The following is a 12,096-nucleotide window of genomic DNA, read 5'->3' as shown; positions in this document are numbered from 1 at the left end:
ACCCCTTTATTGTCTCAATTCACCCCGCTCTTTTATACAGGAGTCAGTAATTTTGACCGCGCTTATTTTACCGGTACAATCGTGGGTTTTACCGGGAAAAGCAGGAGTCTTGCGGGAAAGTTTTTTTGTATAACAATACCCCGGATTATCTTTGCAAAGCCCAAAATCAGGTGAGGAAAAGAGAACCCTCTATCCAATTTTTTATACACGTTTCCAAAACAACACCATGCACACATCCAACAAGGCCGCTATTAGTTTCATCTTCGTTACGTTGCTGATCGACGTAATGGGATTTGGGCTGATCCTTCCAGTGATGGCGGATCTTATTTCACAGTTAAAGCATATCCCGGTTAATGAAGCCGCCACTTATGGTGCGTTACTCTTATCCGTGTTTGCGGTTACACAGTTTTTGTTTGCCCCCGTTATCGGAAATCTCAGTGATAAGTATGGTCGCCGGCCGATCTTACTATTATCATTATTCGGTTTCGGCATCGATTACATCATCCTGGCGCTGGCGCCGGCTTATGGCTGGTTGTTTGTCGGCCGTGTGATTGCCGGTGTCACAGGTGCCAGCTTTACTACTGCCACCGCTTATATCGCGGATGTAAGTACCGATGAAACTTCCCGGGCGAAGAACTTTGGTATGATCGGCGCTGCCTTTGGTCTGGGCTTTGTACTCGGTCCTGCACTCGGCGGATTGCTGGCACACTGGGGCCTTCGCGCGCCATTTTATGCTGCTGCCGCGCTCTGCCTGCTGAATTGTTTATACGGCTATTTCTTCCTGCCGGAGTCGCTCAGTAAAGAAAACCGCCGCCCGTTTGAATGGAAAAGGGCCAATCCGTTCGGATCGCTGAAATTCCTGACGAGCCATCCCGAAATAGGCGGCCTGGCACTCAGTTTTTTCCTGATCTACCTCGGTAGCCAGTCTGTCAACAGTAACTGGAATTTCTTCACCATTTACCGGTTTGGCTGGACAGAAAAAATGGTAGGTATTTCCCTTGCGGTAGTAGGTGTGCTCGTAGGCGCTGTGCAGGCGGGATTAACAAGGGTCATTAATCCAAAGATAGGTAATGAGAAAAGTATTTACCTGGGGTTATCACTGTATACACTGGGATTAATCCTCTTTGCTTTTGCCACACAGGGCTGGATGATGTTTGTTTTCCTGGTACCATACTGCCTTGGTGGTATTTGTGGCCCCTCCCTGCAATCCGTGATCTCCGTTCATGTACCGCGTAATCAGCAGGGCGAACTGCAAGGCGCACTCACCAGCCTGATGAGTCTTACTACTATCATCGGCCCGCTGATGATGAGCGGCACCTTTGCTTATTTTACATCATCTAAAGCACCTTTTCATCTGCCGGGTGCCCATTTCCTGATAGGCGCATTGTGTACACTGCTCAGTATTATCATCGCCTATAAGGTGCTGAGCCGGGAAAAGAAAGAAGCACCGCAATTAGTGGAAGCCCTTCCTGGTACAGAGGTATAGCGAGATAAATGACGCATAGGTCTTATTTTTATCGGAACATCAGGTCAAAAATTTGTATTTTGAAGAAGTGCTGAAAAAATAAGACTTATGCGTATATCCTTACTGGTAGCCTGCTTGTTGCTCTCCCACGGTTTGTTGGCACAAGATAAATTTGAACTGACAGGAAAAGTAGATGCCCTGAAAAATGGAGATAGAATCTACCTGGTATACCAGGTAGAAGATAAACAGATCACAGATTCTGCCAGGGTTGAAAAAGGTCGTTTTATTTTTAAACACCAACTGGCCTATCCTGTATACGCTGCGCTTTATCTCAACAAAAATCCCTACATAAACAAGCTGGCCCCGCATGAAACTGTTGACTACGCCCGGTTATACCTGGAGCCTGCCCACATAAAAGTGTCGGCGTCTGACTCTCTGAAAAATATCCGCATCAGTGGATCTCCCATCAACGATAAATTCCATGAGCTTCAACAGATGCTCAAGCCCAACGATGAGCAATTTACGGCCCTGCGCCTGGAATTTGAGGCATTGCCGGAAGCACAACAGAAGGATAAGGCGGTTTATAACGCTTTTGTAGAAAGAGAAAAGGCGATCCTGCACCAGTCCTTTCTGATACATCTCGACTTTGCAAAGAAAAATCCGGACTCGTACCTCAGTGTGATCAGCCTGGCACATATTGCTGCGCAGCCAGGCATTACTGCTGCAGCCAGGGAAGCATATGACCGGTTGTCGCCCCGCCTGAAAAAAGCACCGCTGGCGCAGGGGATCCTGGTTTCGCTGGAGGCGCAAACCAATACGCAGACCGGTAAGGTCGCGGTTGACTTTAGTCAGCCCTCCGCCAAGGATGGCACTACTATCAGGTTATCAGACTTTAGAGGAAAGTATGTGTTGCTCGATTTCTGGGCCAGCTGGTGTGGCCCCTGCCGCCAGGAAAATCCGAATGTGGTAAAAGCATATCAGCAATATAAAGACAAAGGATTTACGGTACTGGGTGTATCCCTGGATATGCCCGGCCAGAAAGGCGCGTGGCTTAAAGCGATCGAGAGCGACCAGCTGCATTGGCCACAGGTGTCTGATCTGAAAGGATGGGAAAACAGCGCCGCAAAAATATACGGTATCCGGTCTATACCTGCCAATTTTCTCATTGGCCCGGATGGAAAGATACTTGCGCGCGACTTGCGGGAAGAGCACCTGCAGGAAGAACTGGCCAGGATTTTTAGAAAAGAGTAGTAGAAATGATCGCCAAAATAATACTTTTGTTGTCAAATCCTATCTACCTATGAAAACCGGAATTGATGTGAAATTTGTTCAGGAGCGGTATGCAAAAATGTCTGACAATGAATTGGTTTACCTGGTTACGCAGAACGCCAATGGCCTTACTCCTGAAGCATTGGAAGTGGCAAAGAACGAAATAAAAAAACGGGGATTTAACCCCCGTCTATCCAATGCGCTGGATGCCCAGAATAAAACAGATTATACTGTTGAGGAAATTGATAACTATTGCCAGCTGATCAACCGGCTGAATTGCCCTATTTGCGACAGCGCGGAAGATACCCTGAATGCTACGCAGACCATGGAAGTGATGAGTTTTGTGATCCTGACCCAATGGAAAAAGAAGGTGCATGTTGGGTGCCCGGATTGCCTGGACGAGTTAAATAACAACGCACTCGGTAAAAGCATCGCTTTAGGCTGGTGGGGATTCCCCTGGGGGATGATCCGTACCATCGAGGCCATTATCCTGAACATAAAAAATAAACGCAGCAATCACCTGGACACTCCCAACGAATTTCTGAGAAGCTTTGTCGTAACCAATATCGGGCAACTGGAAGCTCACAAAGCTGACCGGAGCCGGTTGCGTCATGTCATCTCAGAAACATTGGAGTAGCCGTTGCGGTTATACCGGCGGCCTATTTCGCCAGGAACTCCAGGATGATGGCGGTGGTAACCTCCGGCATGATGCTTTTTTTGTCGGGGGCGCAAACTTCTCCGATGTACTCACCATGTCCGCCGGGAAGAATGGCCAGCCGTGCATGTGGCAGCAGGTGCGATAAAGCCATGGCATGTGCGGCCAGGATCACTTCCGCATCGCCGTTTATCACCAGCGCAGGCGCCTGGATCCTTCTTATCGCGGTATCCGGGATATCCTTAAACGCTGCCATCCTCGTTGCATCCCGGTGAAACATTGCCTGCAGCCCTTTGGGATCGGGATTTACGGCCAGATAGGCTTCCTGCAGCGGCTTGGGCATTTGCTCCAGTGTGGCGTTGGGGAAGCCTTCAAAGAAGCCCGGCGGCACACCACTACGATTGTAAAGGGCGGCAATCAGCACCAGTTTATCAACTGCCTCCGGATGCCGGATGGCCATCTGCAAAGCGGTAGTACCGCCATTGCTAAAGCCCATGATGGAAGCTTTGCTGATATGCAGTTGCTTCAGCAGCGCGGCCACATCATCTGCATCCTGCTCAAAACTTAATGGGCGGTCAATATCAGCAGTATGTCCATGCGCCTGCAACTCGATTGCAATCACCCGGTGCTTTTTTGCCAGCGCAGGCAGGATACGGCCATAGGTGGATTGGATCGTAGAACCGCCGCCATGGAGAAGTACCAGCGGAGTGCCGCTGCCATGCAATTCATAGTAAAGCTTTAAACCGTTTACAGGCGCATAATGCCCCGTTGCGGGCGACTGTGCATTCATTTGCAGATGTATAAAGGTGAGTACAAAAAGGAGCAGCAAATATTTGTGGCGCATAAAATGTTCGGTTTTATTTTCACAAATGTACGCCCCTGTATCCCTGGGGCAGGGCGGCAAAAACGCCAATTTTAAGGGCTATTGCGTCAATGCAGAAGAATATCTTTCTTCTTTTCTGCCGAAATTTCGTTATTTAACGGCGAAATCAACCAGACTGGTAAACTTTTTATGGAAGACGTGTTATCTAATCAGACAAAAACAATCACTCAACGAAGCCTTCATTTCCGCATTTTAACCAATCTCACCTTCTGGGTGCTGATCGCCATTATCGCCGGTATTTTGCTGGGGAGCCTGGCGCCGGCTACCGGCGTGAAGATGGAGATTATCGGAAAAACCTTTATCGATATCATCAAACTATTTATCGCGCCCATCATCTTCCTGACGATTGTATTAGGTATCAGCGGGATGGACGACCTGAAAAAAGTAGGCCGCATCGGGGTTAAATCACTGCTGTATTTTGAAGTGGTATCTACTGTTTCCCTGGCGCTCGGTGTGCTGATGGCCATATTGATACAACCCGGAAAAATAGATAAAAGCCATCTCCAGATCCAGAATGCTTCCAAATATACTTCCGGTGCTTCCAGTCATTTCGACTGGCTCGCTTTCTTTTTAAATAATCTCACCCTGCAGGTATTGCTGGCAGCTATCATAATCGGGGTATTACTCAATTATTCCCGGCATCGTCAGACGGTGATCCGTGGGTTGAGCAAATTATCGAAGCTGGTGTTTACCGCGCTGAAATATGTGATGTACCTGGCGCCATTGGGCGCTTTCGGCGGAATGGCGTATACCATCGGTAAATTCGGGTTGCATACATTAGTTCCCCTGGCTAAACTGATGGGCACCATGTACCTGACCATGGGGATTTTTGTTTTCCTGGTACTGGGCGGTATCCTGAAATATTATAAACTCAGCATTTTAAAGTTTTTACAATATATCAAGGAAGAACTGCTGCTGGTATTAGGAACCTCTTCTTCAGAATCGGCATTGCCATCGATTATGGTCAAACTGGAGAAAATGGGCTGCAGTAAATCTGTGGTAGGACTGGTGGTTCCTACCGGCTATTCCTTTAACCTGGACGGCACTTCCATTTATTTATCGATGTCGGTTATTTTCATTGCACAACTTTACGACGTACACCTGAGCATTGGTGAAATGCTCAGCATTATCGGTATCCTGATGGTGACTTCCAAAGGTGCTGCCGGTGTTACCGGCAGTGGATTTATCGTACTGGCATCTACGTTAACCGCCGTGCATAAAATACCGGTAGAAGGATTGGCGTTTTTGCTGGGCGTTGATAAATTTATGAGCGAAGCACGCGCTATCACCAATATCATCGGCAATGGCGTAGCTACCATTGTGATTGCAAAAAGTGAAAAGGAGTTTAATCCGGCAGAAGGAACCGCGTTTCATCCTGCGGATGCAGCCTGACAGCAGCTGTTAACAATAGATAACACTTCTGTTGGCACTCTGGCATAGTTTTATCATTTACTGTAAGTGAACCGGAAGCTAACCCGTCTGCAGCTGATTAACTTCCAACCATTCATAATGCACTCAAATCTTACAGTCATGAAAACGTTAAAATACCTGATCATCACCGTCATACTTGTGTCTGGTTTAAGCAGTTGTCTGGTAGTACGCGACAGACCCGGATATTACCGTCCGCATTATCATCATCATTACGGACATGGATATTACAGATAAGCCAACATGGAGTTATATTTTAAAAGCAGGCCCTGAGGGTCTGCTTTTTTTATTTGAAAAACGGGGTGCTGTCAAATTGTTCTGTTTGCGGGAGCCAGGAGCCGGGGATGGCATCTTCTCCTGCGGATAACACCACAATACTTCCCGTAATGGCTGCAATGGTATCTCTGTCTCCCAATCCGCTGACGGCGGTCCATAATGCTTCTTCAAAACTTGTCAGGTGATGTGCCGCACACCATAGCGCAAATGGCACCGTATCGGTGGCCGATAGCTGGGTGCCATTCCCAAGTACGGCAACAATGGTTCGGATATCATAATGGGCGGGTAATGTAGCCGCCTTTTTTATTTTGTATTTCAGGTCGCTTTCAGGCGTATGCGTCACAATAAAATCAAAGAACTCCGCTGTTGTCAGCGTTGAAGATGCGATACAAATGCTAGCCGCCAATGCTACCGCAACTGCGCCGGCTACTGCTTCAGGGTGAACGTGCGTAATCGTTGCTGCGAGCGTGGCTTGTTTAATTACCTTTTTAATATCGTCATGAAAATAGGCGCCTATAGGAGCAGAACGCATCGCCGCTCCATTTCCCAGGGATCCCATTCCGTCAAATACACTGCTGCTTACCTGCCTCCAATGATCCCCTGCGGCAATGGCTTTTAAAATAGTATGCGCTGTTCCCCCATATCCGCGATAGTCATCCAGTAAGTAATTAGCAGCAAACTCACGGGCCAGTTCGTCCTGGTGAATTTCACCGTGGCGTGCCAGTATATTGTACACACCAATGCCCATAACGGTATCATCGGTAAATAACCAGGCGCCTTCCTGCAACGATTTGTGTTGTATCCTGTCAAGAATTACAGTTTCCGCACCGAAGAACGTTTCTCCAAAAGCATCTCCTACTGATAAGCCGAGCAGGGAGGTCTTTGCCAGTTCAAGCGGGTGTTTATTTTTCATATTGAAAGGTAATGGGGATTTTTTTAATTTACTATAGGAAGATGAAATAGGGCTTTCCCCGGGTTATACGAGTACCCTGGCGCATACCCCGAAATCGCTATTGCTCCACATCTCTTCAAAAAAATCCGGCATGACGTAGTAATGCCGTAGTCCGAAAACTCACTTCCTTTTCACGAACCCCTATTTTTGAAAGGATTACGAGCATTTCTTTTCAACCAAAAAATTCCCGTCATGAAACCATTTCTAAAGCTGTTAGCTATCCTTTTGGTATTCGCGCTGAATACCACCGCACAAACCCCTTTCCGTGTTATCGGCTATATGCCTTCCTGGGCTGGCAATGTAAACCAGGTGCAGTATAGCAAGCTTACACACATTAATTACGCCTTCCTGTTACCCACCAGTACCGGCGGTTTACAGGCCATCGACAACCCGGCAAAACTGCAAAGCCTGGTCAGCACCGCACATGCCAATAATGTAAAAGTGCTGATCTCGGTTGGGGGCTGGAACAATGGCGACGATAGCGGCTTTGAAAGCCTGGCTGCCAACGGCACCTACCGGAACAACTTCGTTACCAACATGATCAACTTCGTTAACCAGTACGGACTGGATGGGGTTGACATCGATTGGGAATATCCGGATGCAGGCGCATCCGCCAATAACTACGTTACGCTGATGACGCAGCTCAGTACCGAAATGCATAACCGGGGCAAACTCCTCACCGGCGCGATTGTAGGTACCGGTGGCGCCAGCATCTTAAACAGCGCTTTTGCGCTGGTGGATTTTTATAACCTGATGGCATATGATTACAACAACTTTGACCATTCTACCTACACCTATGCTTCCCAGTCGGTGAGTTACTGGAGGGGCCGGGGACTGCCGGCTTCCAAAACAGTACTCGGCGTGCCCTTTTACGGACGGCCCACCTGGGAATCCTACGCGCAGCTGGTGGCGCGGGGTGCCAATCCGTACGCTGATGTATTTGATAATGTAGGATATAATGGCATCACCACCATCAAACAAAAAACCAACCTGGCCTTTGACCAGGGGAGCGGGGTAATGATCTGGGAGCTCTCCCAGGATGTCACCGGTGCCAACTCCCTGTTGTCTGCCATTCATGATGTGGTAGTTACCCGTACCGGTAACCCCGGCGGCAATGCTCCGATCGGGCAAACTATCTGGCTGCGGGGCAACAATAACCTGTATGTCAGCAGTGAAAACGGTACACAGGCCATGAACTGCAACCGCACCAGCGCGCAGGGATGGGAGCAATTCACTGTAGTAGATGCCGGCGGTGGCAAGATAGCCCTGCGCAGCCAGGGCAAATATGTGTCTTCCGAAAACGGGGCGCAACCCATTACGTGTAACCGTACCAGTGTGCAGGACTGGGAAAAGTTTACCTGGATCACCAATAGTAATGGCACGATCTCTCTCCAGGGAAATAACGGGGGCTATCTCTGCTCCGAAAATGGTACCCAGGCCATGAGTTCCTGGCGAACTACTATCGGCACCTGGGAGTCTTTCAACTACGGCGCCGTAAGCGGACTGGCAGCACTTTCCGCTACTACCGCAGCCGTGGCGGAAACACATATGGCAGTGGCAGAAGAGGCAGCAGCTATCAACGTATATCCTAATCCCGTTCCGGGAGGTGGCACCTTTACGGTTACCCTGCCGCATTATAACCCGAAGGCTCCGGTGAAAGCTTCTCTTATCAGTGCCGGCATGCAACCGGTGATTGTGCAGCAACCCAACGCCAGAACATTTACCATCAGTACCGGTCATGTAGCAGGTGGCGCTTATGTACTGGAAGTACAACACGACAATAAACGTTATGTAAAGAAGATCATCATCCAATAAAAACCTATTTTCTCACCCACAATCAAACATCCATGAATTCCACTTATTTCATGCGCCATGCAGTAGCAGCATGGCTGCTGGGAAGCGTCGTTATTGCTTCCTGTAAGAAAGACCTGACTCCCGCAGATCCGTCACTTGCCATGGCCGGTGCGGCCATCGGCATCAGCGTCATTAACAGTACCTGGTCGGTTAACTGGGACAACTACGCCAACGGCACTACGTATACGGCTACGAATGCCGCCAATGATTTTGGAAATGTTACCGGCTGGAACAATGCACGGGGCTATATCTCCAACGGCAACCTTCGTATCCAGCTCGATCCGAATGCCTTATCGGCCGCCGGTGGGGTAGTAGCCAATATTGATGTAGCTGATGGCGCCGCCTATGAAATGGATTACGATATCCGTTTTCACAGCCAGTTCGACTGGAGCCGTGGCGGTAAAGTAGGCTTCGGTTTTTCTATTGGTGATGGCAACGCCGGTGGCGATCCCGCCTGGGATGGCAACGGTGGTACGCTTCGCCTCATGTGGTACCGCAATGATGCCAACAGGGTATACTTCCAGCCCTACCTGTATTACCGGGATCAGCCGGGGCAGTACGGCGATGACTTCGGACTGAGCTATCCCGCTACCGGTAGTATTCAGAAAGGCACTACCTATCATGTACACCTGTATATTAAAAGTAATACCGGTAGCAATACGAACGGACACGTCCAGATCGTGATCAATGGTACCATACTGCTCGACCGGGATATCCGCTGGACCACGAACGATAGCAAACGACTGATCAAAGGCGTTACTTTCCACACTTTCCGTGGTGGAAGTCAGTCGTACTGGGAATCATCTACAGTAGGGTATATTTATTACGATAACCTCAGTATTCATAAGATCAATTAACAGACTTTTCCTACACTTTTTCAGCCTGGCAAACCGGAGTTTGCCAGGCTTTTTTATGGGCTCCTCAACAAAGTAATTTTGGACTTCTCAACAAATTATTTCCCGCGTATTCTACTCACCTTTGTTATCACAAAACAATAAAGCAATGAGTAAAACAATATTGATCACCGGAACGTCTTCCGGTATAGGAAAGGCTACAGCGCTGCATTTTGCGGCACAAGGATGGAATGTGATCGCCACCATGCGTCAACCGGAAAAAGAACAGGAACTGATCCGTCACAAGAATATACTGGTCACCACCCTGGATGTGCAGCAGCCAGCTACCATTAACGCCGCTATTCAGCAAGGCATTGCTCACTTCGGGCATATCGATGTACTGGTAAATAATGCGGGATATGGTGAATTCGGTATTTTCGAATCTACCGCAAGAGAACAGGTAAGCACCCAGTTTGAGGTAAACGTAATTGGTGTAATGGATACCATCCGAGCCATCCTGCCTCATTTCAGGGAAAGAAAAGCAGGCACTATCCTGAATATCAGTTCAGGCGCCGGCCGCTTTACGTTGCCCCTTATTTCGCTGTATTGTGCCTCCAAATTTGCTTTGGAAGGCTTCTCCGAAGCACTGGCATTTGAACTGGCGGCATTGAATATCACGGTGAAAATTATAGAACCCGGCGGTACTACCACTAACTTTGGAAAGGTAAGCGGTGACCGGTTTATAGCCAACGCGTCTATTCCTGACTACGATCCTTTTGCTGCCGCTGCAGGTAAAATGTTTGACAGCCTGAGCAACATGCAACTCGCTACTGCGGAAGAAGTGGCCGCTGTTATCTACGAAGCTGCCACAGACGGCACAGACACGCTGAGATATGCAGTAGGCAACGAGGACTTCAAACAGCGCCTGGCAAGCCGTCACACCATGCCCGACCAGGAATATATCAATGCCATAAAAAATAGCTACCTTAAATTCCTGTAAGTATTTACCATGGGTATAAAAGTAATCATTACCGGTGCCACCGGCCTGGTAGGAGAAGGAGTACTGCTGGAATGCCTGTCACATCCCGATGTAACGGCAGTACTCAGCGTAAGCCGCAAGCCCTCCGGCCGGCAGCATCCTAAACTCAAGGAATGCATTGTCGCCGATTTCACACAACTGGATGGCGTAGCAGCACAATTTGCCGGCTATGATGCCTGTTTTTATTGTGCAGGCATCAGTTCCAGGGGTATGAAGGAGGCCGACTATCACCACATCACCTACGATCTCACCCTGCATTTTGCACAGCAATTACTGGCGCTGAATCCGGAGCTGACGTTCTGTTTTATCTCCGGCAGTCATACCGACAGCACCGGGAAAGGGAAGATCATGTGGGCCCGTGTAAAAGGACAAACAGAGCTTGCACTCATGAAGCTGCCGTTCAAAAAGGAATACAACTTCCGCCCCGGCTTTATGAAACCCAGCCCCGGACAACAAAATATCAAAGGCTATTATAAAGTGATCAGCTGGATGTTCCCGTTTTTACGTGCGGTGTTTCCCGGTCAGGCTATTACCCTGAAAGAAGTAGGGCAGGCCATGATAAACAGTGTGCTGTATGGATCAGATAAGCAAACACTGGAAGTAAAAGATATCGCATCCCTGGCTAAAGTATCTTCGTAATGGAATCGATGACCACTTCCCCCTGTCATTTTGCGCCGACAGTTTCTACCGAGCAGTTCATCCCGGAGCATATGTTTATTTACCTGAAAGCAGGTAGTATGACGATGTACGATGGGAATAAGGAATATAAAATTCAATCGGGCGACTATTGCCTGGTCAGGAGAAACTACCTGGCTAAATATACCAAACGCCCACCGGAGAACGGTAAGTTCTCCACGGTGGGTGTTTCCCTGGATCAGGCTTTCCTGAGAAGCATCAGCGCGGAATTTCCCCCGGCAGCCAAAAAAGAAACAGCTGTCGGGAATGATGCGTTATTAAAGCTTCCCGCCAATCCTTTGTTCGATGTGTATGTGCAAACACTTGGCCCTTACCTGGAGATGAGAGGGCGGGAATATGATGATATCCTGCTGCTCAAGAAGAAGGAACTGGTGCTCATGCTGCTGAAAACCCATCCGGAATTAAGACCGGTTCTTTTTGATGTAAATGATCCCGGGAAAATAGACCTGGAGGCATTCATGAACAAGCATTATAAATTCAACGTGAGCATGAAAAGGTTCAGTTACCTGACAGGGCGCAGCCTGACTACCTTCAAACGTGATTTTGAAAAGATCTTTCACCAGGCTCCCGGCCGCTGGTTGCTGGAAAGAAGATTGCGGGAAGCGCATTTCATGCTGGAAAAGCGGAAGATGAAACCTTCTGATGTTTACCTGGAACTTGGATTCGAGGACCTGTCGCACTTTTCCTATGCGTTTAAGAAGATGTATGGCATTACACCGAACCAGCTGAAGAAAGAGGGGATATGA

12 protein-coding genes are annotated in these 12,096 nt (G+C 48.5%); 10 read left to right on the top strand and 2 right to left on the bottom strand.

All coding sequences use genetic code 11. The features are described from left to right. Positions 1 to 226 precede the first annotated feature (226 nt). The 3 genes from BMW79_RS22280 to BMW79_RS22270 all read left to right on the top strand — a co-directional run bounded on the left by BMW79_RS22280 (position 227) and on the right by BMW79_RS22270 (position 3,371). Positions 227 to 1,486, top strand: a complete 1,260-nt coding sequence (locus BMW79_RS22280; protein WP_089898241.1) for a TCR/Tet family MFS transporter — start codon at positions 227 to 229, stop codon at positions 1,484 to 1,486. Positions 1,487 to 1,573: 87 nt separating this feature from the next. Then, the gene (locus BMW79_RS22275) at positions 1,574 to 2,716 is read left to right on the top strand and encodes a TlpA disulfide reductase family protein (RefSeq protein ID WP_089898240.1); all 1,143 of its coding nucleotides are present in this window, start codon (positions 1,574 to 1,576) and stop codon (positions 2,714 to 2,716) included. 49 nt (positions 2,717 to 2,765) lie between these two features. Further along, complete coding sequence (locus BMW79_RS22270) at positions 2,766 to 3,371, top strand: hypothetical protein (protein ID WP_089898238.1); 606 nt, start codon at positions 2,766 to 2,768, stop codon at positions 3,369 to 3,371. Between the two features lie 22 nt (positions 3,372 to 3,393). On the opposite strand, the gene BMW79_RS22265 is transcribed toward BMW79_RS22270, so the two are convergent. Continuing rightward, positions 3,394 to 4,233 carry an alpha/beta fold hydrolase gene (locus BMW79_RS22265; RefSeq protein WP_089898237.1) on the bottom strand — a complete coding sequence of 280 codons (840 nt, stop codon included), beginning with the start codon at positions 4,231 to 4,233 and terminating at the stop codon, positions 3,394 to 3,396. 168 nt (positions 4,234 to 4,401) lie between these two features. Here BMW79_RS22265 and BMW79_RS22260 point away from each other — a divergent pair, with 168 nt between their 5' ends. After that, a complete protein-coding gene (locus BMW79_RS22260; RefSeq protein ID WP_089904078.1) occupies positions 4,402 to 5,664 on the top strand; it encodes a cation:dicarboxylate symporter family transporter in 1,263 nt (420 codons plus the stop codon). A 138-nt stretch (positions 5,665 to 5,802) separates the two neighbouring features. Then, positions 5,803 to 5,937, top strand: coding sequence for a hypothetical protein (locus BMW79_RS34340; protein ID WP_262487489.1), 135 nt, complete (start codon positions 5,803 to 5,805; stop codon positions 5,935 to 5,937). Between the two features lie 49 nt (positions 5,938 to 5,986). Here BMW79_RS34340 and BMW79_RS22255 read toward each other — a convergent pair whose 3' ends face one another. Beyond that, the gene (locus tag BMW79_RS22255; RefSeq protein WP_089898235.1) at positions 5,987 to 6,889 is read right to left on the bottom strand and encodes an ADP-ribosylglycohydrolase family protein; all 903 of its coding nucleotides are present in this window, start codon (positions 6,887 to 6,889) and stop codon (positions 5,987 to 5,989) included. Positions 6,890 to 7,120: 231 nt separating this feature from the next. On the opposite strand from BMW79_RS22255, the gene BMW79_RS22250 reads away from it, so the two are divergent. The 5 genes from BMW79_RS22250 (at position 7,121) to BMW79_RS22230 (ending at position 12,096) form a co-directional block, all read left to right on the top strand. Then, positions 7,121 to 8,743: a glycosyl hydrolase family 18 protein gene (locus BMW79_RS22250; protein ID WP_089898230.1), complete on the top strand. Its 1,623-nt coding sequence runs from the start codon at positions 7,121 to 7,123 to the stop codon at positions 8,741 to 8,743. A 32-nt stretch (positions 8,744 to 8,775) separates the two neighbouring features. After that, positions 8,776 to 9,639 (top strand): polysaccharide lyase, encoded by an 864-nt coding sequence (locus BMW79_RS22245; RefSeq protein WP_089898226.1) that lies wholly within the window; start codon positions 8,776 to 8,778, stop codon positions 9,637 to 9,639. A 145-nt stretch (positions 9,640 to 9,784) separates the two neighbouring features. Continuing rightward, positions 9,785 to 10,615: an SDR family oxidoreductase gene (locus BMW79_RS22240; RefSeq protein WP_089898223.1), complete on the top strand. Its 831-nt coding sequence runs from the start codon at positions 9,785 to 9,787 to the stop codon at positions 10,613 to 10,615. Positions 10,616 to 10,624: 9 nt separating this feature from the next. Next, complete coding sequence (locus BMW79_RS22235; protein ID WP_089898221.1) at positions 10,625 to 11,293, top strand: NAD-dependent epimerase/dehydratase family protein; 669 nt, start codon at positions 10,625 to 10,627, stop codon at positions 11,291 to 11,293. Continuing rightward, a complete protein-coding gene (locus BMW79_RS22230; RefSeq protein WP_089898219.1) occupies positions 11,293 to 12,096 on the top strand; it encodes a helix-turn-helix domain-containing protein in 804 nt (267 codons plus the stop codon). Before BMW79_RS22235 ends, BMW79_RS22230 begins: the two co-directional genes overlap by 1 nt.

It is taken from the genome of Chitinophaga arvensicola (assembly GCF_900110835.1).
Lineage (GTDB): Bacteria > Bacteroidota > Bacteroidia > Chitinophagales > Chitinophagaceae > Chitinophaga > Chitinophaga arvensicola.
The sequence above is the reverse complement of the archived record's forward strand: the minus strand, read 5'-3'. Positions and strand labels throughout refer to the sequence as shown.